Origin of the sequence: Faecalibacterium sp. DFI.5.82 (assembly GCF_029076575.1) — a bacterium.
In the GTDB taxonomy this organism is placed as follows: Bacteria; Bacillota; Clostridia; order Oscillospirales; family Ruminococcaceae; genus Faecalibacterium; species Faecalibacterium duncaniae.
Genome location: NZ_JARFIS010000004.1, coordinates 105,654 through 128,989 on the forward strand (window position 1 = coordinate 105,654; position 23,336 = coordinate 128,989).

Here is a 23,336-nt window from a genome sequence, read left to right on the forward strand (position 1 = left end):
ACGAACCGTTGCAAAACAGTTTGAGAACCTAAATATCATCCAGTTTTTTGGTTAAATTAACTTTTTTATTTTATCATATATCCTCTTTATTTCATAGATGTTACTGGTCAAAATCCGGGTACAGTTCCAGCTGGGCAAACTCGGCATCGCTCATAGCCTGGAGCTTCATCAGGGCGCTGTCCGTCAATTCTCGCAGTTCCGTTTCCTCCGGCGAAAGTTCGCCGTGCATCTCGGTCAGAGCCTCCATCAGCCCGGTGCGGCTGCCGGTGTTGTAAATGCACATCAGGTTCATTTCTTCAAAAGTAAAGTTTCCCATATCAAAACTCCCTTTCCGCGCTCTTTTTAGGCGCTGTCTTTTTGTGTTCCGTCCGGGGCTGGCTTTTCAGCTGCTCCATGACGGACTTTTTCTTGTCCCGTTCCTCCCGGTGGACAGCTTCCGCTAAATCCATGAGGGAAATAGGCTGGCCGCTACGGGCCTGCTGTTCCAGCTGCGCCACGGTCGGCTCTTTTGGGCCGTTGTTGATGATGCCGTCGATCATACCGTAGTCATCCTCCAGCATCATTTCCGCATTTTTCAGCGGATTGTCCGGCAGGAATCCGGGAATCTCGGTGAAACCAACGCTGTCGCAGTAATGACAGGATACCTTACCGTCCTGCTTGATGGCAACAATGTCGCTGACGCTCAGGGACGGGCTGTGAAAATCCACCGGCTTTTGCAGATTGAACTGTTTATACAGCGTTTCCAACTGCTCCATAGTGCTGCCGGAACCGTTCAGCGGGGCAGTGTAGATTAAGTCATAATTATTTCGGTCCACGGCCAGATTGTGCGATTGCAGCCAGTCCAGATTCATAAACCGCACATTCTGCGGATCATCCCGGCTCACCTGATAAATGGCAAAGCAGCTACCCTCATGGGCAAGAAACGCCTGCTCCCGTTCCAGCTGCCGGTCCTGCCGTTCCAACACCTTTTTATGGAACGCCGGACTTTGCTCCCATTCCTCGTGTTCCACGCCGAAAAGTCCGCCATGCTCCATGATTTCCTCGGTGTCAAACACCATGCTTTCCGTGTTATCTTCATGGAGGATATAGACGGTCAACCCGGCAGCGTCCAGTTCCAGCGCCCGTTCTCTGGTGACAGGCAGCATCCCATCGTAAAAGTAGCCGTATCCCTGCATATCCGAAACAGATACTTCGCTGTCGGGCATGGGGTACTCATCCAAAGACTGTTCCTGAGCATCCGGCAGCTGGGTGTCGGCAGTTTCTGCGGTCTGCTGGCTGACCTGTTCCTGCATCTGCTGACAGGCTGCATCCTGCAAGGTCTCAATCATAGACAGCGGGGCATCCTGAACAGACGGATTTTCCAGTTCCAGCCCCTCACAAATCTGCCGGACAGCGGCGGAACGGGACAGTTCCGGGGTATCCAGCTGGCCGCCGTCCAGTTCTTTCATGGTTTCTTTGTCATAGAGGGTATAGTCCCAGCCGGTATCGCACGGCTGAATGTGCAGATAGGTGGCATCGTTCAGAAGAAACAGAGCCTCGGCGGGTTCTGACAGTTCCTGCGGGGAATGTTCCGCATTGGCGGAAATCTCCTGATACTCTGTGTGATAGAGAGACGCAAGCTGTGCGGAAAGATGTTCCGGGTCCACAAAATTGCTGTTATCGGCATCCGGGGCAGCGCCATTGTCCAGAGCCATCTCCATTTCTTCGTCCCGTTCCCATTTTGCCTGTTTCTGTTCTTCCAAAAAGAGGACCATATCCGCGATGTCATGGTGCAGGATTTTATCCGTGTATTGGGTAATTTGCGCCTGAATCTCTGTTTCTGAAAAGGTTTCGACACGAATTGCCTGTGCATACAAGACATATTCGCGGGCAAAGGACTCTGCCTGTTCTCTTGCTGGCGGCAGAACCACCGGAACAGTTTCTTTTTTCGAGGCGTTCAGTTCAATGCCGCGCTCCTTACAGATTTCCTTGTAGTTGCGCTCGATGTCGTTAATTAGCTCACAGGAAGTCTTGTTGATGGTCTCCAGACTGGCTTTTAATTCTTTTAGGTCCTTGTCCTTGCTCCAGGTAGCGATATACCCGAAACTGTTCTCACCGGTCTGGATACCAAAATACTGGCAGACCGCATAGGAAATACTCTCGGCCTCCACTTCCTCGGTATTGCGGTTCCTGGCGGTCTGTTTCACCGCCGAATGATCTTCCTCCACTTCCAGCCGCCATTCAAACTGATTTTCGTCCACATAGCGCCAGCCATCCTCGGCAGCGGCCTGTTCTGCCTCCGCTTCGGTGGCAAAGTCCAGGCGATAATCGTGCTTGATGCCGCCCTCGCTCACCATCACAATCTTCCAGGTCGGCTCTGCCTCGTACTTTTTGGGGTCGTGGAGCTTGCTGTGTGCAACCTCATGGACAGCAGCAGAAACGGTCTGTACCTCGCTCATGCCTTCCCGGATGGCGATGCGCTGGCGGTCGGGTGAAAAATAGCCGTCCATGTTGGCGGCCATCGCCTCAAACTCGATGGGAACCGGGGCAGAGCGCCGCAGGGCTTCCAGAAACGCTTCATAGTGCGGAACCGTCCCGGACAGGGAGGAAGCCAGCTCCGGCAGGGGCTTACCGTCCGTCTGGCTCACATCAAACACCTTGACTGGGCGAAACATGGGGATTTCGATTTCCTTTTCCTCCATAACCGCCTTGCCGTCTGCATCCAGAATGGGGGCATGGGTGTCCGGGCCGCGCTTCATTTCCTCGATTTTCTTTTTATAGGGCGTGGGGGCGATGATGGTGATGCCATGTTCGCCCTTTTTCACATGGCGCGCAAACTGGTTTTTCCACTTGTTGAACCCGGCCACCAGCGTAGCTTCCGGCTTCTGCATATAGATGAGCATGGTGTTGTTGACCGAATAACGGTGGAACTTGGACATGACGGACAGATAGCGCATATACTTTTCGCTCTCGAACAGCTCCTTGATGCCCTGTTCGATACCCGCCGTGATTTCCTGCAACCGTTCCCGGTTGGTGGGCTTATCAGCCATGATGTTCACTCTCCTCTCTAAATTGGCGATTGTTGATTGATGTTCAGCGATCCACAGCTTTTGTTCCTCCGGGCTGTCCTCCAGAAAAGAATCCAGCAGATAGCCGATATAATCCTTTTGCTGCACCGCCTCTAAAAAACGGGGGTGCATGGATTCCACCGGCGTTTTGGGTGTGTAATTGGTTTCCCACTTGCGGAGCAGATGGAAATAGTCCGCCAGAATGCGAAAGGCATGGTCCCTGCTCTCCTTGAATTTCTGCGCCTCAGTTTTCTGGCGAACATAGTTCCTCCGAGGGGGAGCCTGACTGTCATAAATAAGGCCAAAATCCTGCGCCAGCTTCTCGGCGGCTTCCTTGGGGGACAGGTTGTAGAGCCGGGCGGTCAGGCCGATCACATCGCCGGTGGCTCCGCAGCCGAAGCAATAGAAGTAGTCCTTGTTCAGCTTCATGCTGGGATTTTTGTCATCGTGAAAGGGGCAGCAGGCCATGCTGTTCCGTCCGACCTCAATCCCATATCGTTCTGCGGCTTCCCGAATGGTGATAGACTGCTTGACCGTCTCAAATACATTTGCGCTCATCGTCAATCAGCTTTCGGTTTGGGGATGGGCGGCCTGTACCCGGCAGCCTTGGCCCGTTCACTGGCAGCCTTGCGGCGCTCGGCGCTGTATGGCTCCCGGACGGACACACAGCGTTTGGGAACCGTAAAATTGTGCTTATCCTTTTTACAAACCTGTTCCGGGTGCTTTTTGGAAAGGCGGGTCAGCTTCTCCATCAGTTTTCGGTCATGGGTATAAACTTCGGCGGTGTCCTCGGCCTGGTTGTAGAGGAGAATGGTTTCCTGTTCATAAAGGGAGAGCTTCATTTTGCACCGCCTTTCTGCCGGTCAAATTCCAGCTTGAAGCCCACGTACCGCCCATCGTCCTCCAGAACCACCGTGGCGTCATAGGTCTTGCCGGTCTTTTCAGAATAGCAGCCGGTGATCCTTGTACAGCCATCCTTGAGCAGTGCTGTCACCAGTGCCTTGGTAGGCTGCTTTTTCTTGGCTGCCCACCATTTGTTGTTTTTCCAGATGGCAAATTTGCAGGATTCTGTCTGGCAGAAGAACCCTTTTTGCAGTTCCGCCACATCACCGCCGCAGCGGGGGCATTTGCCCACCACTTCGCGGGGCGGCGTGAACAGGTACTCAGTCCCCTTGATGACCTGATAGGTTCTCACCAACTCCCGGAGCATGGCACAGATCCCGCCCATGAAGTCCTCCGGGGACAGCTCGCCGCGCTCGATCTCGCTTAAACGGTGTTCCCATTCAGCGGTCAGCAGGGGCGATTGCAGCTGTTCCGGCAGAACGGTAATCAGGGACACCGCATCTTTGGATGGCATGAGCTGCACAGCTTTCTTACTCTTTTTTCGCTCCAAAAAGCCGGTGGACACCAGCTTTTCCAGAATCCCGGCGCGGGTGGCCGGGGTTCCTAAACCCTGACGCTCCGCATCCTCCGGCATATCGTCTTTCCCGGCAGTTTCCATCGCGGAAAGCAGCGTATCCTCGGTGAAGTGTTTGGGCGGGCTGGTTTTGCCCTCCTTGACGGTAGCGCCGGAAAGGGGCAGCGTCTGACCCTCGGACAGTTCTGGCAGACGGCCTCCGTCCGGCAGGGCCTTGTCCTCGGTTTCCTTGTCCGGCTCCGCATTTTTCAGCGCAGCACGGTAGGCAGCGTCCAGCGCCCGCCAGCCGGGGCGCTTCACCGTTTTGCCCTTGGTGGTAAACTCCGCACCGGCACACTCCACGGTGACAGCAGTTTCTGAGTAAGTATGCGGTTCCGCCACCGCGCACAGCAGGCGCAAGGCTACAAGTTCCAAAATCATCCGTTCACCCACCGGCAGACCGGACAGGTCGGCGTTTTGGAGATTGCGGGTGGGGATCACTGCATGGTGGTCGGTCACTTTTTTGTCGTTGATGACCGCACCGGCATCACAGGAAATGGCGATCCCTTTGCGAAACGGCATGGCGTTGGCAACCAGATTGACCAGCACCGGCAATCCCTCCGCCATATCCGAAGTCAGATAGCGGCTGTCTGTGCGGGGATAGGTGCAGAGCTTCTTTTCATAGAGGTTCTGCAAATAGTCCAGGGTTTGCTGGGCTGTGAACCCCAGTAGCCGGTTGGCGTCCCGCTGGAGGGTAGTCAGGTCATAGAGGGCGGGCGGCTTCTCAGATTTGTCCTTGCGCTCCACCTTTTTCACTGCGGCAGTCGCACCCTGACAGGCAGTTTTCAGCTGCTCGGCAGCGGCCTTGTCCGCCATGCGCTCCCCGGAAACGGTGAAACCGGGCAGTTCCAGCGTGACCGTGTAGAAGGGCACCGGCTTGAAGGTGTCGATCTCGGCCTCCCGCTGAACGATGATGGCCAGCGTCGGGGACATGACGCGCCCAATATTCAAAGTGCGGTGGTACAGCACCGAAAACAGCCGGGTGGCATTGATCCCCACCAGCCAGTCCACCTTGGCGCGGCAGAGAGCCGCATCCCGCAGGCCGTCATAGTCCGCGCCGGGGCGCAGGTTTTCAAATCCCTCCCGGATGGCGGAATCCTCCATCGAGGAAATCCAGAGCCGCTTCATGGGCTTCTGGCAGCCCGCCAGCTCGTAGACGGCGCGGAAGATCAGCTCCCCCTCGCGTCCGGCATCGCAGGCGTTTACCACCTCGGTCACGTCCGGGGCGTTCATCAGCTGTTTCAGGACAGCAAACTGTTTCTTTTTGTCTTTGCTCACCACCATCTGCCAATGCTCCGGTAGGATGGGCAGATCGTCATAGCGCCACTTGGCATACTTGGGGTCATAGCTGTCGGCGTCGGCCAGCCCAGCCAGATGTCCCACGCACCAGCTGACCCGCCAGCCGTTGCCCTCAAAATAGCCGTCCTTACGGGTTGTTGCTCCAATCACGGCGGCCAGACTTTGGGCAACAGACGGTTTTTCAGCGATTACCAGCTTCATGGTTTGTTTTCCTCCTTTTCTTGAGCCATCGTTCCATCTCACGATGGCAGACTCCCACGCAGGGCTGCCCATAATTCCCACAGCCATAACAGGGGTGGCTTTTGGGTAAAGAGAGAGGACGGGAAGTGTCCTTCCCGCCCTCCGGCCTGCGTGTCATCATGCGTTCATAGGGGCTGTCGGTAAACCGGGTCATGGGGTCTCATCCTCACTTTCTTCACCGCCGCCCCTGTCAGCGTCCAGCTCGTCCGATTCCTCGTCCTCCAGTTCGATGTCTTCCTCGTCCGGCAGTTCCTCGCCGTCCTCATAGTCATAATCGTCTGGATTGCTGCTGTTTTTGTGGTTGGCCTTACCCTTAATGAATTTGAAGTAGGCAAAGGCAGCGCCGCCCATCACAGCCAGCACCAGCAGCAGGACAGCCGGGTTTAGTCCTGCGGATTCTTTTTTCTCAGGCTCCGCAGGTTCCGCCGGTGTTTCCAGCTCCGGTTCCTTGCCGGTACAGCCGGTCATGTCTGTACTGCACACCTCGCATTTGGTGTTGACTTCACCGGCTTCGCATTTTTCCGTGCAGTTGCAGACAGCGGGTGGTTTCTCGGTGGACTGCCCATCCTCCATCAGCGCCATCAGGTCAGCTTCATCCACCTGATTTAAGAAATGGACAGCAGTTTCCTTGTCCTCGTTAGCTCGGTCAATGAGGATATAGAAGTAGTTGCCTGCCTTGGTGGTGACGGTAATCAGCTGCTTGTTGCCGCCGAAATCATCCACCAGGGCAGCGTTGCCCTCCGGGGTCAGGGCAGGACTGTCCTCGGCTTCCTCCACCACCACATTTTCATCGTTGGTGGCATCCTCTGCCGGGGGCTGCTCCGTTCCCTGGGCAAAAGCGGTGACAGAAAAACCGCCCATCAGTACCAATGCGGCGCAGAGGGCGGAAAGGGTCTTAAAAACTCTCTTATTCTTCATGGGCGGTGTCCTCCTGTTCGGCGTGGTTAGCAGAGACATCAGGAACCATGCCGCCTGACAGCATGGCGCTTAACTGCTCCGGGGTCATACGCAGGGCGCGCACCATCTGGACGATCTCCAGATTTTCCGCTTCGGTTTTCTGCGCTTCCAGCGTTTTCAGCTTTTCCTGATACTCTGCGATCTTCTCACGGGTTTTCGCAATTTCCCGGTCAATGCGTTCAATTTTCGTAGCCATAATCAATCACTCCTTATCAAAAGATTTGTCACCAGTTCATCAGGCCGTAGCCCTTGATGCACTCGTAGTTCACATCGTAACTTCTGATTTTGCAGGCGTCGCCGCTGTTTCCCTCTACGGTATAGACCCGGCTGCCGTCCGTGCCGACCACAAGGCCCACATGGTCGGCGCTGCCGTCCAGGTCCCAATCGAAAAAGATAGCATCTCCGGGGGCGAGGTTGTCATAGCCCCGTGCGCCCCATTGTCCATGGGACTGGAACCACGGGATGCCCTGGGACTGACAGGCGGCAAAGCGCGGTTCAGACAGCCCCATTTGGCCGTAGCACCAGGACACGAAGCAGGCGCACCATTCCACACGGGAATTGAAGCCGTACCAGCTCCAGTAGGGCTGACCGCCCACATCGCCCACCTGACTTTTGGCAATATCCACCACAGCCTGATTGCCGGGGCGTGTGCCGTTTATAAACTCCACACCTTCCAAACTCTCAGAATCGCTGGTGTTTGTGGAGCCGCCGCCGAAGATCAGCGGCTTGTTGCCCAGGGTGGTCCGGTACACCTGATACATTTCCAGCTGGTCCGGGGTCAAAAGCTCCGTGGCAACGGAGGAAATGGGTTTGCTGGTAAGCGTTACATTCAAAATGTAGTAGTTATAGGGAACCTCAACGGTATAGCTGTTGCCCTCGCTGTCCGTCCGGGTTTCCGTCCGGTAGCGCACCTCGACTTCCTCGGTGAGCGTCAGCTGATACTGTGCGTTGAACACACGCTCCAGCTCCGCCTGTGCGCTCTGGCGAGTATAGCCCTGCAACACAGCAGACAGGTAGGCCGCAAGCTCATGGGGGTCATGCCCGATCATATCCAGGTCATAACGGTACTCGTCATATCCCGGATGGCTGCTTTCGATGTTGTCGATCTCGGCTTGCAGCGCCGCTTCCCTGGCGGCGTAATCGGCCTCCACCGCCACAAGTTCCGGGTCATCCGATGGATAGGTAGAGCCGGAAATGGCAGAACCAATGCTCTGCGCCATCATGGAGCAGGAGGACATGGTGTTGAGCAGCAGGCAGATGAGCAGAAAAATCGCGCCCACAAGCAAGAAGCCTTTTTTGTGGTGCATAACAAATGCTCCGGCCTGCTGTGCCTTTTCCTTGACCGTCTTGGCGGCTTTGCCGGTCTTTTTTGCGGTGTTGGCGGTGTTTCCGGCAGCTTGACCGGCGCGCTTGGCGGCGGCGTATTCCTTTTTAATGGCCTGTTTCTGCTGCCAGCGTGAAAACGGATTGCTGGTAAGCTGGGGATTTTCCCGCAAAGACTTCTGATACAGGGCGTTTACATTAGCCTTTTCCAGCTTTTGTTCCGCCTGTGCCGCCTTGCGGTATGGCTTCAGCTTGTGACTGCGGTAGCCTTCCCGGAACAGCCGCACACCGGTTTCAACAGCTTCCTCGGACTTGTGGGCGCTCTCCACGCCCACATTGTCCTGTTCCGTTTCACGGATTTCCTTGTGGAGTTTCCCCAGCGCCGCATCTCCCGGAGCATCCCGGACCGCGTGGGACAACTTGGAGGGCGGCTTCTTTTTGTCCTCCAGCACCAGCTTGGTGGTCACTTTGCCAGTCTTAGGGTCCACCGTTTTTTGCCGCACCTGCTTTTTGGGGATTTTCGCCTGCGCCTTGTCTGCTTTGGCGGCGGCCCGGTCAGCCTTGCGGATGGGCTTCTCCAGCGCCGGGTCAGCGCGTTCCTCGTCTGTAAAGTGCAGGCGCGGTTCCTTACGCATACCAGCCACCCGCCATCAGGTCATCCAGCAGCACACAGGTTTCCGCATATACTGGAATCTGAATGGTTTCTGCCGGAAAAACCGTTGTGGACAGGAAAAGCGCCATCAGGGTTCCTCTTGCCATGTCCCGATCCTGAATTGGGCTGCCAATAAACAGCTTGGGAACATCCGGTATGCCCTCTGTCCAGATATGGTGAATCCGGGTAAATCCGGCATAGCCCTTGGGCGTGAGATTTTTTGCTGTCTTTTCCTGCTCATAGCAGTAATGGACGGCGGCGCGAAGCAGTTCCACCATCTGCTCACAGCCGCTGACAGCGGCCAGAAGCAGACCTGCGCCTTTTTCAATTTCTTTCTTTGTCATGCTGTTCATTCTCCTTTTTTAAGTCCAACGGTTTGGTGGTCATGATACGGTACAGTTCCGTATTCTTTGGGAAGTGGTCCACAAACGGCAGGATGGTGGAACCGTAGAACAAAAGCCCTTCGCCCTCGCCGGAGTGGGTCACATAGGATAGCTGGTGCGTAGAAATACCCAGCTGCTTGGCAAGAATCTGCCGGTCTCCGCCCGCCTGGTTGAGCATATACACGAAGTCGGAGTTTTCAAAGATGTTCTCCACCTCGCGGCTGCTCAAAAGGTCTTTGACATTCTGCGTGATACCAGTCGGGATGCCGCCCCACTTGCGGAACCGCTTCCAGATTTCAACGGTGTAGGCGGCAGTCTGTTCCTCTTTCAGCAGCAGGTGCATCTCGTCAATGTAGTAACGGGTGGACTTGTGGGCAGCACGGTTGATGGTGACGCGGTTCCACACCTGGTCCTGCACCACCAGCATCCCGATTTTCTTCAGCTGCTTGCCCAATTCCTTAATGTCATAACAGACAATGCGGTTGTTGATGTCCACATTGGTTCGGTGATTGAACACATTGAGGGAGCCGGTCACATAGATTTCCAGCGCCGTTGCAATGTACTGGGCTTCCTTTTCCTCCTGACTCCGCAAGAGGTTATACAGGTCCTCCAGAATGGGCATATTCTCCGGGCGTGGGTCGTTGAGATAGTCCTGATACACCAGCCGCACACAGCGGTCGATGATGGTTTTCTGCACCGGCTGCAAGCCCTCCTTGCCGCCCACGATCAGCTCGCACAAGCTGAGAATGAAGTCAGACTTGAGGGACAGCGGGCTTTCATCGTCCGAGTAGTCCAGGTTCAGGTCCATCGGGTTGATATAGTTGGTAGAGGTGGGCGAAATTTTGATGACCTGCCCATGCAGACGCTCCACCAGCGGGGCATATTCCGCTTCCGGGTCTAGGATTTCCACCTCGTCGGAAGTCAGCAGGAAACAGTTGGCGATCTCGCGCTTGGCGCTGAAAGATTTACCGGAACCCGGCGTACCGAGAATCAGGCCATTGGGGTTTTTCAGCAGCTTGCGGTCCACCATGATAAGGTTGTTGGACAGGGCGTTGATGCCGTAGTACAGCGCCTCCTTACCGTTCTGGAATAATTCCTGTGTGGTGAACGGCACAAAGATCGCCGTGGAACTGGTGGTCAGCCCCCGCTGAATCTCGATCTGATTCAGACCCAAAGGCAGGCAGCTCATCAGCCCTTCTTCCTGCTGGAAGTCCAGCCTTGTCAGCTGGCAGTTGTACTTCTGTGCGATGGAGCTGGCCTGGAACACATTGTTGTCCAGTTGGCGGGGATTGTCCGCTGTGTTCAGCACCAGAAATGTCACAAGGAACATACGCTCGTTACGGCTCTGCAAATCCTGCAAGAGCTTTTTGGCCTCGACACCATAAGTGGCAAGGTCGGAAGGGATGATGTCCATGTCATATCCGGCACGGACAGCCTTTTTCTGTTCCTCGATTTTGCTGCGGTCCAGATCGGTGATTTTTCGCTTGACCGTCTTGATGGCCTTGATCTGATCCACCGACTGGATATGCAGGCTGACAATCAGGTTGGATTCCATATCCAGAAAATCAGCCAGCATCCGGTCGTTCAGTTCCGGGGCGAGAATCTGCACGAAAGAAACCGCCCCGTACTTTTTACCCATGCGGAACTGCTTGCCGGTGCGGAACTCAAAGGAGCTGGGGGCGATAAAGTCCTTGGTGGACAGGCCGCTGATGGGGAGCCAGTCCCACTCAAACCGGAACAGCAGCTGCTCGTCCATGTGGAAGATACCATGCAGCTGGGCAAGCCGCGCCTTTCCGTCCAGCGTTTCCGCCACCACGCCCAGCCGCTTGAAGTTGTTGAGAATGTCGGTCTCAATGCGCTCCAGACGGGGCTTGGCCGCCTTGATGCTGTCTGCGTCAATGCCGAAGGTGAGGTACTTGGTTTTGATAAGGCCGTTGTTGCCCTTTGCCAGCTGGTTTTGCAGCATGGTCATGTACTCGATACGGATGCTGTCAAAATCGTCCCCCTGGAGAGGGATGTTGATGGCGCGGGCAAAGGTTTCCTCCGATGCCGCAAGGTTCAAAAAAGACAGCTCAAACTGAATCGAGCTGTCGAAGTAGTTGAGGAAATCGCACCAGCCCTCGAAGATCGCGGTTTTATCCTCGTTCTGTGAGAGCTGATAGTTGATGTCCTGAAATTGAATGGTTTTTGTGTAGTGACCGTCTGATACCCGGCAGATACCGTCCGGCCACATCCGTTCATAGGGGATACTGTCCTGCGCCGATTTTTCCTTTTTGTCCGTGCGGTTGGCACGGGCGATCGCAGCTTCAATCTGTTTTCTGTCGGTGCGGGACAGCTTTTTCTTTGTTTTGACCGGCTGCACAGCTTTTTCCTCGTTTTTTCCGAACAGCTGGTGCAGCCAGTTTTTGATTGCCGTAAACAATGTGTGACACCTCCTCGTCGAGATTTGCCTGCCGCTGCAACACGGCATAGAAGTTATTGGTGCGGTAGGGGCGCTGCCTGGGGCGGATCACTGTGACGCGGATGATATTGCCCACGATTTTTTCCAACGGCTGACCATGCTTTTCGTACATCGCCAGCAGGAAGAAGGGCAGCATCACGAACATCATGCACAGGGCTGCCGTACTGTTTCCAGCAGAGCCACGGAGCAGAAAGAACAGCGGTACGCCCAAAAGCGCCCCACCGCCAAAGCAGACTAACTGCCGCTTGGTTAAGTTAAAGGCAACCTTGGTTTTGACTTTCGTCAGGTCTTTGGGTACAGGTACATAGGCCATAGAAACTCCCTCCTTTATGGAAATGAAACAGAACTGTCCACCTCGTTGCCCCATACATCCCAACCGGGTGTGGCTTGTCTGGCGAACAGCTCAATACGCGGGACATCTCCTGCAAGTGCAACAATTTTATCCCGGACAATATCCGGTTTCTTGCTGTGGGCTTCCACTGGTGTCATCACAATCTGATGCACTCTTGCAGACTGACGTTTTGGGGAGCCTTTGGTTGCTAACAGACACAGCTCGGCGTTTGCTCTGGTCCAATGCCCCAGCCCCCAAAACAGGGAGGGGGATTTTCGATTCTGCTTGACCCAGCAGAACGCCACTGTTTTATAGGTGAATCCCCATGCGTCAATCACAGTAAAGGCTTCTCGAATAACCGGGAAAGTTACCCACAAAAACAAAATACAGTTTTTGTCCGCCAACTGTCCAACTGGCAGTGTTCGGATGTCCTCTATGGTCATAGTGGAATAGTGGCTCTCTGCGGTTCTGCCGTGTTCTTTTTTTCTCCAAACACGGTAACTCCACGGGGGATCAGCATAAATGATTTGATATTTCTTCATGCGTCCTCCTCAATGAGCCTGGAATACAGCTTTTGCAAGGCTTCCGGTCTTAAAGAGGGTAAAACACAGTAAAACCGTATAGCCCACACAGCTCCAAATCGCCATAATCACATCTTCCTCCGTAGCGATGTCCTGTACCAGTACAGCATAAATCGCCACACAGACAATAATGAGAAATGCCTGGAATCCCAGCGCCAGCAGGGAGCGCAGATAGTTCTGGCCCATGCCGCCCCATTCCTTGCCCATCATGGCAGCCATAGGGATGGGCGCAACGGATGTCACAAGGTAAATTTCAATCATACGGCCATAAATCACGATGAAGATGCAGATATACAGCGCCCACATGGTAACGCCGATAAACATACTCTGGAACCAAAGCCCGAACAGCGGACCCAAATCCATTTCCATCAGCCGGGGTTCCATGTCCGTAAGGACAGAGGAAATATCAATGGCTGCATCCGAAGAAATGATCCCGGATGCCTGTGCCACCACACTCTGCGCCATATCAAACACGCCCATGACGATATTCCATGTATTCGTGACAAGGAGTATGGCTGCGGCTGACTTGAACACCCATTTGAAAATCATCCAGGTGTCCACATCATGCAGGTTGTTTTTGTCGGTAATCATCTGGATCAGTTCCAGCGTCATTACAATCGCCAGAATCACACCGGCGATGGGAACCATGATGGAGTTGGAGAGGTTCTGGATCATGCTGAAAATGCCGCCGTTCCAGCCCTGCGGCGTTTGCCCAACCTGCACGGATATATCTCCGACCTGCTGGTTTACAGAATCGAACATCCCGGACAGGTTGCCCATAATGCCGCCTACCAGCATTTCCTTGAGCCACTCAGTAAGTGCGTCCAGCAGAAAATCCATACAGTGTGACCTCCTTTCAGCCCCTCCCGTCTGTTACGGGAGGGGCAAGGATTTTTCAGGGACAGTTTAGACGGCAAACAGACCGGAAAGCAGCGGTACGAGGATCAGGCCGACCACAGCCACACCAGCGCCCGCCATAAGCTGCTTCATACCCTGACTCTTTGCACCAGGGTTGTCGTTTCCGTAACCTTCCAGCAGGTTGATAACGCCCCATACGCCAAGACCAGCACCAAGGGCAATCACGAGGGTCTGCAACACATTGATCGCTTCATTGAAAAATTCCATAAATAATTGTTAGCCGGAATCATTTTGATAAGGTTTGTCAGTCATGTTTCATAGGCATACAAAAGCCGGAACAATCCGCCGCCCGGTTTCCGGGGGCCTGATTCCGGCTGTCCTCCTTTTTCATTATTTTTTGTGCGATTGTCCGCTTTGTACGCCGATGGCCCCGCAAGGGGCAGGTAAGGCGAATAGATAAAATCACTCCCTTCACAGCGGAACATCATTCGTCGCCCGCAGCGTCCACTTCGTACACGTCGCAGACATCATTGGGCTTCAGCCTCAGCCGCGCAGACAGAAACGCCTCAATGTCAAAGGCGTTTTTCTTACTGGCATCGGCAGTGTATTTGAAATTGGGGTGCTTGGTGATGTCGTACTTATCCGAAAGGAAAGGCCGCACACCGCGCAGCTGGAGGATGCACTTGCCGCCGTCCATGACGGCCAGTTCATCCTGGCTCATCAGGCTTTTCCCCAATTTCTGATAGTTAAGAGAGTGGGAGGTTTCCCTCCCACGGCTCTCTCCGGTGTTGTAGGTGTCGATGGTCTCTTTCCCAAGGGCGGCTTCCAACTCTTTCAGGGTGGTCGGCTCCTTGCCGCCCAGGAAAATGGAGGTATCCATGTTTCCGATGATGGTATCGGCGTTGTCCTTGTAGATAGCCTTGAGCTGGCTCTGCGCCTGCAAGACCAGACAGGCGGAAATTTCTCTGGAACGGATGGTGGCCACCAGCTTTTCCAGGCGGGGGATCTGGCCGATATTGGCCGCCTCGTCAATGAGACAGCGCACATGAACCGGCAGCCGCCCGCCGTACACATCATCCGCCTTTTCGCACAGGAGATTGAACAGCTGGGTGTAGCACATGGAGATCAGGAAGTTAAAGGAATCGTCCGTATCGCTCATAATGAGGAACAGGGCGGTTTTCCGGTCTCCCAGGGTGTCCAGCTCCAGCTCATCGTAGGAAGTGACCTCCCGCAGCACGGCAATATCGAACACGGCAAGCCGCGCACCACAGGAAATCAGGATAGATTTTGCGGTTTTGCCCGCCGCCAGCTTGTATTTTTTATATTGCCGGACTGCAAAGTGGTTGGGGTTCCGGGCTTCCAGCTCGTCGAACATCAAGTCCACCGGGTTCTTAAATTCCTCGTCGTCCTCCCGGACCTCCATCGCGTTGATGAACTCGATGAGAGTGGCAAAGTTTTGTTCTTCCACCGGGGCTTCATAGTGGATATATCCGATGAGGGCGCAATACAAAAGCGTTTCTGCCTTGACCCAGAAATCGTCCCCGGCTTTGCCCTCTCCCTTGGTGTTCGCTATTAAAGTCGTAACCAGCTTCAAAATGTCCTTTTCGCTATGCAGATAGGCAAAAGGATTGTAGTGCATGGACTTCTTGAAGTTGATGGTATTGAGAACCTTAATTCGATACGGCTCATAGACCACTTTGCCGTTTTTGTCCTTTACGGTCTCATAGACCGGATTGCCATGTCGATCCTTTACCGGCTGATGATCCTTGCCCAGCTTGGGACGCATTTTCGGTGTACCGCGCTGGAGCATTTTACCGCACTCCACCAGAATGGTTCCCTTGGGGTCTGTCACCACATAGGAGCTGTGCATCTGCATCAGGTTGGGTTTCAGCCAGAATCGGGTCTTACCGGAACCGGAGCCGCCGATCACCAGCACATTTTTATTTCGCGCCGTCTTGGGGTCCTTGGGGCGGCTGTTCATGGTCAGGCTCTCGGTTTTCGTCAGAATCACATTGTTCTGGAAAACCGGGTCCACATAAGGGGCGATGTCCTCGTGTGTTCCCCAGCGGGCGGAACCATACTCCATGCCGTGGCGGTATTTCTTCGCATTTTTGCTTTTCAGATATACCGCCAGCCGCAGACCACCACCGCAGCAGATTCCCACCAACAGGTCCAACGGGTGCAGGCTGGGCCACCAGCTTGCCAGCGCCACCGGCAAGACAGAAATCAGGGAGAGCGCCTTTTGAGAAGCGTCCGCGCCCTGCGCCATCCGCCATGCTTCCCCGAAGTTGGTGGCAAACAAGCCCATCAGGATATAGGGCAGGTTCAAAATCAGGAGCTTTTTGATGTCAAGCTGCTTTTTCATCGTTCCAGCTCCTTTCGCCTGGTGCGGTCCACCACGGCATTTTTGACCAGCTCTTTGAACTGATTCAGCTTTGCCAGCACAGACGGACGTTCTGTTTTCTCTGCTTTTTTCACTTTTTTGCCGGTGTACTCGGTAAAAGCGGCGGTCAGCGCATCCGCATCCCGTGCCTTGAAAAAGATCAGGTACTTGGGCGGGGAGGTACTGCGGTCTTTTTTTACCGCATAATCCACACCGTATTTCCGGGCAATCTTTTCAAATTCCTTGATGGAAGGATCGGTGATTTCGATATTGGAAACGCCTTGGTTCTGACCAATGAGCTGCTTGACCGTCTGCTTGCCTTGGGGCTTCACAGGCGCGTCCCGGCTTCTCTGCCTTTGCAGCTTCTTTTCCTTGCAGTGGGCAAGGTATTTACAAATGGCGGCCTTAAACAGCCGCCCGGTGAACTTTGTGCCGTTGACTACCAGCGTCAAAGTCCTGTTTTCCACTTCTTCCTGCATGGGGTAACGCCTCCTTCCTGTGAAAATTTGCAGGGATGGTGCATTTTACTAAGGCGGGACCACCAGCCGCCGCAAAAGATACCGGGTAATCATATCATCAGCAGGATGCTGTCCCGCAGCTGGGCAAAATACAGCTTGCCCTGGGGCGTTACCAGCGTATAGGAGCCGGTATGCCCGTGGTTGCAGTAGTCCTTGACGGTGAACAGGCCATCATTGGCGGGCTTTGCATAAGGCAGTACATTCCCGGACGGGGCGCGGTACACAAACCGCTGTTCCAGCAGGAAGCGGACAAACCGGCGCTCCGGCACAACCAGTTCCTTGGCGGTGGTACGGAGATTGGTGCTGTGCTTGAGGTCAATGAACAGGTCATAAAAGGCTGCCTTGCCCTCCAGCATGGCGTTTTCCTCCCGCAGCGCCGCATTTTCCTCCCGTTCTGCCAGCAGGTCGGAACAGAGCTTCATCATGGCTTCCGGGGAAGTGGCAACCTCCCACAGCTTTTCTCTGGTGATGTAGGCCCCGTGCTTGCGGATAGAGGGCAGCACCTCATCAAACACCCAGCGTTCAAATCGTTCCGCAGAGGGCAGTTTGCTGTGAACGATCAAGCGGTATAGATTTCCTTCCGAAATAAACCGGGTTTGCTGGGTTCTGCCCACGTTGTCGATGAGTGGGTAAAACGCCCACCCATCGGAAGTACAGTGCGCTTTCAGTGCTTTAGCCGAATCTTTGTAACCGAGTGCGGCAGTAACATCCAAACCGCAGAACAGGTATTTTCCATTTTCTTCGATGACCCGAACAGAACCAAACTCCGGGTTTTTGAAAATTTCCATCTGGTTCATAGCGTAACCTCCTGTAAAAGCCGTTGTTGTGGGATGAAAAAAGACGGCCTTACCAGCCGCCTGCGTTCATATCATGATTAACCTGTGAAGTGTAGTGGTTGCTGATGGTGGTGGGTGCGTTAAACAGCACCGTCAGCAGGTACTGCTTCATGTTGCGGACCTCGGTGGTGTTTTTCTGCAAGCTGTCCATGACAAACCGGATATGTTCGCTGTCCAGCTTCAAAAAACGGGAGCGCACCACCTCATGGGGGAAGTCGCTGCCTGCAATCCGGGTGGTTTTGCGTCTGGCACAGACGGTTTCCACCATCAGCTCCACGATCTCGTCCAAATCCTCCCGATAGGTGGCAAACTCCCTGCACAGGTAGTCATACTCAATGTTCTCTAAAATCAAATCCCGATAACTTTCTATCTCGGAGACAGACATCGCATCCCTTCCTTTCCGTTCCGGCGGTCTTGCCGCCGTTTTCTCCCGGAAGGGAATGGAATCGGTACTTGATCCATGAGTAATTGATTTTTGAGTATTTGATTTCTCTATATTTAATTCTGCGGGCTTTTCCGTATCCGGTTTGTCCATATCCGGTTTTCCCGTATCTGGTGAAGCCGTATCCGGCTGTGGCGTATCCGGGTTCTTCGGCTGTGGCTGCTCATAGATGACATACTCGGTATCGCTGATCCGGCCCTGACGGTCTCGCAGCTGGTGGCGGACGATGTACCCGGCAGTTTCCAGCTCCCGCAGCGCGCCGCCGATAGCGTCCACGCCCTCTTTGCAGATGGCGGCAAGCCCTCTGGTGGTATAGTTCCAGTCCTCCGGTAAGGACAGCATCATGGAAAGCAGCCCCTTGGCTTTCAGGGACAGTTTCCCGTTGCGTAAATGGTGATTGCTCATTACGGTATAATCTCTGGTTCGTTCAATGCGAAATACGGCCATTGACCTCACTCCTTCCAAATTTCTCAGGATATGAAAAAAGCCACAATCCTGTAAAAAGAATTGTGGCAGTCAGCTGTTTTGTTCACTTTTTCTGCGCCGGTAGGGGCGTTTGGGAATGGGCGGTTTATCCAACAGGTCATTTCCCTGAGAGAATGGCAGAGTTTGCAGAACACGGTCAATCTCCATAGATTCCATATCATGCTGGGAATGGCAATCCTCCCGGATTGCTTCCCGGATTTCCTTTACAGTACACATTTCAATCCTTTCCTTTCGCAGTAATGATTTGTTTATGAGTGGCGGCGGCGCTTGTCCGGCTTAAAATCAAGGATATGTCCCTCAATGATACGGGCGTAACGCTTGATTTTGATTTCCCGGCGCTGCTGGCTCAGGAGGGCGGCCTGATAGCCGTCCTCCGTAAGAAACAGCCGCATTTCATCACCGGGACTGCCGTAGGTGCAGGAACGCAGGACAGAAAACTCAATCATCCGGCGGGTGTTATCCTGAAAACGCTCCACGGCAAGAATGTTGTGTCCTTTCAGCTCACGGGCGGACATATCCCTCATAGGCGGCTCCTTTCATCGTTCCTGATCTCTCTGGCGTTTTTTCTGCCACTGTTCCAGCAGCTTGATAATGGTTTCCTGCATCCGCTGGGGTGTGTAGCTCTTGGGAAAATACTTCCGCAAAGTGTCCGAGGTGAATGTCACCTTGTCCAGATCGCTTTTCTTTTCCTCGCCCATAATAGCTCGCATCACATCAATGGATAAATGCCCCTCTTGGCTGAATTTCTTGAGCCGCTGAGCCTGGGAGAGAGAAGGTGTGGCCTGTTCGCTGTCCATCGCGTCCAAAAGCTGGGTCTGTTCCTCTTTTTTAAGAAAGGACAGCTCATAGGCCGGATTGAGAGCGATTTTTCGCTCATCCAGCATATCCAGCAGTTCGGGAATCAGCTCCGTCAGGCGAATAAAGCGTTGAATCTGATTTTTACTCTGCCCGACCTGTTCAGCCAAAATGTCTCTGGATTTCTTTCCGTCTGACTTGTGCCCAACTTGGGCACAAGTTAAATCTCTGCGTTCGCCTTGATGCTTCATGGCATCCAGCTTCATTTTATAGGCAAAGGCTCTTTCGCTGGGGAGCAGGCTTTCACGCTGCAAATTGCTGTCCACCATGATGATGGTAGCGGCATCATCGTCCAAATCCCGGACAATGACCGGCATGGTTTCTTTATCCGCCAGTTCACTGGCCCTGTGCCGCCTGTGTCCGGCTACTAATTCATAGCCGCCATCCGGGTCAGGTCTTGCAATCGCCGGAACCAGCACACCATACTGCCGGATACTGTCCGCAGTTTCCATCATGGATTCATCATCCTTGACTTTGAACGGATGGTTCTTAAAAGGGTGCAGCTCAGACAGCGGGATTTCCAACACCCGTTCCCGCTGTGCGTCGGCACGGCTTTCCTCGGTAGAAAACAGGTCATCTACCGATGCCAGCTCTACTTTTTTCGCGCTGCTTTTCAAGTTTCGTCACCTCCTGCGTCAGATTTTTGTAGCTCTCAGCCACCTTGCCGCCGGGGTCATGGGCAAAAATGCTCTTGCCCTCGGCGCTGATTTCCTTTGCCCTAACAGAATGGGGAATCTCGGTGGCGAACACCTTGATTTTGCTGCCGTAGGTCTCCCGCAGCAGGGCGGCGATCTCCTTGGCAAAGTTGGTGCGGTTGTCCACCATCGTCAGCAGGATGCCGTCAATCTGGAGTTTTGGGTTGATCTGCCGTTTCACCTTATTTACTGTTTGGAGCAGTTGTTCCAAACCCTTGGCGGGCAGATACTCTGCCTGGACGGGAATTATGACCCTATTGGCGGCTGCCAGCGCATTGACCGTGAGCATCCCCAGAGAGGGCTGGCAATCAATGAGGATATGGGAATACTGTCCCTTTACGGTGTCCAGATACTGCCGCAAGATGGTCTCGCGGCTCATGGCGTTCACCAGAGAAACCTCCATACCAGACAACTGGATGTCCGCAGGCATCAGGTCAACACCCTCCGGGTGGTGCAGGATACCCTCGCTGGGTCGCAGCGGCTCATCCATCAGAATACGGCCCATCGCGTCGGACAGGGTAAAGGGCAGCTTGTCTGGTTGGGGATGGCCCAGGCTGATGGTCAGGCTGCCTTGCGGGTCTCCGTCGATCAGCAGCACCTTTCGTCCGGCCTGCGCCAGCCCGATCCCCAGGTTGGTACAGGTCGTTGTCTTGCCAACGCCGCCTTTCTGGTTGGCGATGGCGATAATTTGTGTGTTCACTTTGCAATCACCTCGTTTCTGGAATAAAAAAAGGGAGAATGTGACGTAAATCAACATTCTCCCTGAGAAACGATATGCGATTGTATTGCTGCTTGTCTTATTGGTGTTCAGCTTTTGGGGAGCCATCCCGCCACAAACCCGCATGAATACTGGATTTCTGCTTGTTTGTCTTTCCCTTTCCCGAATAACCTCTGTTCAACGAATGGTATGCCAAAGACACGAGCAATAAAATCAAGGCTGTGTTCGATGCCCGGATGAAAGATGGAAAACGTTGCAGCGGCTCTATTCCGTATGGATATAACCGTTTGCCGAACGACAAGCAGACACTTGTTGTTGATCCGGTGGCATCCGAAGTCGTAAAGCGCATTTTTCTTCTTGCGAACGAGGGAAAAAGCCCACGGACAATCGCAGAACTGTTGACAGAGGAAAAAGTCCTGATTCCTGCTGCATACGCAAAGAAATATCACCCGGAGCAGTACAATGGGACAAAGTTCTCCAACCCGTACCTGTGGGGCACCTCCTCCGTAAGAACAATTTTAGGTCGGCAGGAATATCTGGGACACACTGTTTTACGAAAATCTGTAAGCACAAATTTCAAACTTCACAAGAGAAAAGAAACAGATGAAGATGAACAGTACGTTTTCCAGAACACGCATGAACCGATTATATCGCAAGAACTTTGGGATAGTGTTCAGAAACGCAGATGCCGAGTGAATCGCGCTTCTGCTTGGGGAACGCACACCAACCGTTTAAGCGGGTATCTGTATTGTGCCGACTGCGGCAGAAGATTGACCTTGCAAACACACTACAGTAAAAAGGATGGGTCTACTCAATATTCTTATCGTTGTGGTGGATATGCAAGTCGGGTGAATGGCTGTACTGCCCATTCAATCAGTGCCGATAATGTTGAAGCCCTGATATTGGCATCGGTCAAACGCTTTTCGAGATTTGTTCTAAAAGATGAAGAAACCTTCGCTTTGGAACTGCAATCGCTTTGGAAAGAGAAACGTGAAGAAAAGCCGAAGCAGAACCAATCGGAATTGAAACGTTGTCAAAAACGCTATGATGAGCTTTCTGCCCTTATTCGTAGCCTGTACGAAAATCTTATGGCTGGACTGTTGCCCGAACGACAGTACAAGCAGCTGATGGCACAGTATGATAGCGAGCAGGCAGAATTGGAATCGAAGATGGAAACGATGAAATCCGAAATTGCCGAAGATAAGTCAAGTTCTGTTGATATTCAACATTTCATTTCGCTGATTCGTAAGTGCAAAAATCCAACAGAAATCTCCGATTCAATGTTTAACGAACTTGTCGATAAAATCGTTGTTTATGAAGCCGAGGGTGCAGGCAATGCCCGCACACAAAAGGTTGACATTTATTTCAACTATGTCGGCCAAGTCGATATTGCTTATACCGAGGAAGAACTTGCCGAACTGAAAGCGCAGAAGGAGCAGGAAGAACGGCAGCGCATGGAAAAGCAGCGCAAACGTGAAAAAGCCTACCGAGAAAAGCGAAAGGCAAAGAAAATCGCTGAAAACGGTGGCGAGATCATTAAAACCAAAACGTGTCCGCACTGCGGGAAGGTGTTTACACCTACGAGCAACCGACAGCTTTTCTGCTCAAGGGAATGCTGGAATCAGGCAAGACTGGAGCAAAAGAAAGCGGATAGAGAAGCCGAGAGAGGAACTCACTACTACCGGCAGCGCACCTGTGCCGTGTGCGGTCACTCCTACTGGCCTACACACAGCCAGCAGGAATTTTGTTCCGATGAGTGCAGAAGAATCAACCACAACAAGAAAACCTTGGAATTCTATCACAAGAAAAAAGGAAATCTAAAACCAGACCCAGAAGCAGTCCCAACGCCGAAACCAAAGGAGGATAACGCAGCATGACTACCTTAAAGAACACGCTCCACGACAGCAACAATGGTCTGGACTACACCCTTGTCAATGACCACTATCTGCCGAACCTGACCGCAGCAGCCCCGACAGAGCAGCACCCCACCGGGCGGTGGGGCCGCTTACATAAAAGGTATCTGAAAGAACATCATCCCATCCGGTACAATCAACTGCTCCTGTCCGGGGAGCTGGGTAGCTACCTTGCCAAGCTGGACAAGCAAGTCGAGGAGCAGCTTGCATTGACCGTCCGGCAGATGCGGGACAGTGCGGTTGGGTGACTTAAGAGAAAGAAAAAAGATACCACATATCGTTGAAAATTAAATTTCAAAATCATTAAAGGAGCGATTCAAATGAAACGAAATCAGAATTTCGACCATAATCACTCTCAAAAAGTGCTTTCCTGTCGCTACAACATGGACACCAACCGGGCGGAAGCCCGATTCGAGGATGGAACCATTCTTTCCATCGACTGCATCGTCATTGAGGACGAATATGGCAACACCCCGGCACAGCGAGCAGAACTGGACTGGCTACTTATATAACAAGCCCTTGGAATATACCCAGCTTGTGCTGAGTGGAGAAATCGAACATTATCTTTCACTTGGTTGCGATCACGGTAGACTAGAAGATTGACCTTTTTTCATAGAAATGTGATTGGCTGTTACAGAATGGCTCTTCAAAAAGCATTACAGAAAATCCGGAAACTTTTTTGAACCATAATAACTCAAAAAAGTTTCCGGATTTCTGTTTTTGTACGATTGCTATCGTATTTTCATTTTGCAATAGTTTTCATAATTGACCATTGTCCATTACAGAGAATATAGGTCTCTTCCTATAATTGGCTGACATTTTATAGCACACACATTTATTTCTGCATGGAATACCCACTGCTTCCATAAAATATTTACTCGAATAATTTTCCGCAAAATGGA

At 53.1% G+C, this 23,336-nt stretch carries 24 protein-coding genes and 1 pseudogene; 3 read left to right on the forward strand and 22 right to left on the reverse strand.

Annotation, left to right across the window (positions count from 1 at the left end; genetic code table 11):
* Positions 1-100: 100 nt before the first annotated feature.
* The 22 genes from P0G09_RS07300 to P0G09_RS07405 all read right to left on the reverse strand — a co-directional run bounded on the left by P0G09_RS07300 (position 101) and on the right by P0G09_RS07405 (position 20,503).
* Positions 101-316: a transposon-transfer assisting family protein gene (locus P0G09_RS07300; RefSeq protein WP_002578880.1), complete on the reverse strand. Its 216-nt coding sequence runs from the start codon at positions 314-316 to the stop codon at positions 101-103.
* A gap of 1 nt (position 317) precedes the next feature.
* Positions 318-3,605: an LPD16 domain-containing protein gene (locus tag P0G09_RS07305; protein WP_227064303.1), complete on the reverse strand. Its 3,288-nt coding sequence runs from the start codon at positions 3,603-3,605 to the stop codon at positions 318-320.
* Between the two features lie 2 nt (positions 3,606-3,607).
* On the reverse strand, positions 3,608-3,889 hold the full coding sequence (locus tag P0G09_RS07310; RefSeq protein ID WP_002578878.1) for a hypothetical protein: 282 nt from the start codon (positions 3,887-3,889) through the stop codon (positions 3,608-3,610).
* Positions 3,886-6,003, reverse strand: a complete 2,118-nt coding sequence (locus P0G09_RS07315; RefSeq protein ID WP_227064304.1) for a type IA DNA topoisomerase — start codon at positions 6,001-6,003, stop codon at positions 3,886-3,888. The genes P0G09_RS07310 and P0G09_RS07315 overlap by 4 nt, the downstream gene beginning before the upstream one ends.
* On the reverse strand, positions 5,984-6,196 hold the full coding sequence (locus P0G09_RS07320; protein WP_002586544.1) for a hypothetical protein: 213 nt from the start codon (positions 6,194-6,196) through the stop codon (positions 5,984-5,986). Before P0G09_RS07320 ends, P0G09_RS07315 begins: the two co-directional genes overlap by 20 nt.
* Entirely contained in the window at positions 6,193-6,960 is a 768-nt protein-coding gene (locus P0G09_RS07325) for a DUF4366 domain-containing protein (RefSeq protein ID WP_227064305.1), read from the reverse strand. The genes P0G09_RS07320 and P0G09_RS07325 overlap by 4 nt, the downstream gene beginning before the upstream one ends.
* The gene (locus P0G09_RS07330) at positions 6,950-7,198 is read right to left on the reverse strand and encodes a DUF4315 family protein (protein WP_118324839.1); all 249 of its coding nucleotides are present in this window, start codon (positions 7,196-7,198) and stop codon (positions 6,950-6,952) included. Before P0G09_RS07330 ends, P0G09_RS07325 begins: the two co-directional genes overlap by 11 nt.
* 25 nt (positions 7,199-7,223) lie before the next feature.
* On the reverse strand, positions 7,224-8,957 hold the full coding sequence (locus P0G09_RS07335) for a CHAP domain-containing protein (RefSeq protein WP_227064306.1): 1,734 nt from the start codon (positions 8,955-8,957) through the stop codon (positions 7,224-7,226).
* Complete coding sequence (locus P0G09_RS07340; protein WP_002578873.1) at positions 8,950-9,318, reverse strand: hypothetical protein; 369 nt, start codon at positions 9,316-9,318, stop codon at positions 8,950-8,952. The genes P0G09_RS07335 and P0G09_RS07340 overlap by 8 nt, the downstream gene beginning before the upstream one ends.
* Positions 9,299-11,719 (reverse strand): ATP-binding protein, encoded by a 2,421-nt coding sequence (locus tag P0G09_RS07345; RefSeq protein WP_227064311.1) that lies wholly within the window; start codon positions 11,717-11,719, stop codon positions 9,299-9,301. Before P0G09_RS07345 ends, P0G09_RS07340 begins: the two co-directional genes overlap by 20 nt.
* On the reverse strand, positions 11,664-12,131 hold the full coding sequence (locus P0G09_RS07350; RefSeq protein WP_002586538.1) for a PrgI family protein: 468 nt from the start codon (positions 12,129-12,131) through the stop codon (positions 11,664-11,666). Before P0G09_RS07350 ends, P0G09_RS07345 begins: the two co-directional genes overlap by 56 nt.
* Positions 12,132-12,145: 14 nt before the next feature.
* On the reverse strand, positions 12,146-12,691 hold the full coding sequence (locus P0G09_RS07355) for an MT-A70 family methyltransferase (RefSeq protein ID WP_002578870.1): 546 nt from the start codon (positions 12,689-12,691) through the stop codon (positions 12,146-12,148).
* 9 nt (positions 12,692-12,700) lie between these two features.
* The gene (locus P0G09_RS07360; RefSeq protein WP_002578869.1) at positions 12,701-13,570 is read right to left on the reverse strand and encodes a CD0415/CD1112 family protein; all 870 of its coding nucleotides are present in this window, start codon (positions 13,568-13,570) and stop codon (positions 12,701-12,703) included.
* A gap of 66 nt (positions 13,571-13,636) precedes the next feature.
* Complete coding sequence (locus P0G09_RS07365) at positions 13,637-13,855, reverse strand: Maff2 family protein (RefSeq protein ID WP_002578868.1); 219 nt, start codon at positions 13,853-13,855, stop codon at positions 13,637-13,639.
* Positions 13,856-14,072: 217 nt separating this feature from the next.
* Positions 14,073-15,953, reverse strand: coding sequence for a type IV secretory system conjugative DNA transfer family protein (locus P0G09_RS07370; protein ID WP_227064307.1), 1,881 nt, complete (start codon positions 15,951-15,953; stop codon positions 14,073-14,075).
* Positions 15,950-16,450 (reverse strand): PcfB family protein, encoded by a 501-nt coding sequence (locus tag P0G09_RS07375; protein WP_227064308.1) that lies wholly within the window; start codon positions 16,448-16,450, stop codon positions 15,950-15,952. Before P0G09_RS07375 ends, P0G09_RS07370 begins: the two co-directional genes overlap by 4 nt.
* Positions 16,451-16,539: 89 nt before the next feature.
* On the reverse strand, positions 16,540-17,286 hold the full coding sequence (locus P0G09_RS07380; RefSeq protein ID WP_002586532.1) for a phage antirepressor KilAC domain-containing protein: 747 nt from the start codon (positions 17,284-17,286) through the stop codon (positions 16,540-16,542).
* 49 nt (positions 17,287-17,335) lie between these two features.
* On the reverse strand, positions 17,336-18,214 hold the full coding sequence (locus P0G09_RS07385) for a DUF6017 domain-containing protein (RefSeq protein ID WP_002586531.1): 879 nt from the start codon (positions 18,212-18,214) through the stop codon (positions 17,336-17,338).
* A gap of 69 nt (positions 18,215-18,283) precedes the next feature.
* Entirely contained in the window at positions 18,284-18,469 is a 186-nt protein-coding gene (locus P0G09_RS07390) for a hypothetical protein (RefSeq protein ID WP_002578863.1), read from the reverse strand.
* Between the two features lie 32 nt (positions 18,470-18,501).
* The gene (locus tag P0G09_RS07395) at positions 18,502-18,777 is read right to left on the reverse strand and encodes a DUF5720 family protein (RefSeq protein ID WP_044943074.1); all 276 of its coding nucleotides are present in this window, start codon (positions 18,775-18,777) and stop codon (positions 18,502-18,504) included.
* Positions 18,778-18,789: 12 nt separating this feature from the next.
* The gene (locus P0G09_RS07400) at positions 18,790-19,725 is read right to left on the reverse strand and encodes a ParB/RepB/Spo0J family partition protein (protein WP_044943073.1); all 936 of its coding nucleotides are present in this window, start codon (positions 19,723-19,725) and stop codon (positions 18,790-18,792) included.
* Positions 19,682-20,503, reverse strand: coding sequence for a ParA family protein (locus P0G09_RS07405; protein ID WP_038283416.1), 822 nt, complete (start codon positions 20,501-20,503; stop codon positions 19,682-19,684). The genes P0G09_RS07400 and P0G09_RS07405 overlap by 44 nt, the downstream gene beginning before the upstream one ends.
* 254 nt (positions 20,504-20,757) lie before the next feature.
* Here P0G09_RS07405 and P0G09_RS07410 point away from each other — a divergent pair, with 254 nt between their 5' ends.
* The 3 genes and pseudogenes from P0G09_RS07410 (at position 20,758) to P0G09_RS07420 (ending at position 23,037) form a co-directional block, all read left to right on the forward strand.
* Positions 20,758-22,398, forward strand: a complete 1,641-nt coding sequence (locus tag P0G09_RS07410; protein ID WP_275252330.1) for a recombinase family protein — start codon at positions 20,758-20,760, stop codon at positions 22,396-22,398.
* Entirely contained in the window at positions 22,395-22,682 is a 288-nt protein-coding gene (locus P0G09_RS07415) for a TnpV protein (protein ID WP_217212493.1), read from the forward strand. Before P0G09_RS07410 ends, P0G09_RS07415 begins: the two co-directional genes overlap by 4 nt.
* A 72-nt stretch (positions 22,683-22,754) precedes the next feature.
* Positions 22,755-23,037 (forward strand): annotated as a pseudogene (locus P0G09_RS07420) (DUF6061 family protein).
* Positions 23,038-23,336: the final 299 nt, after the last annotated feature.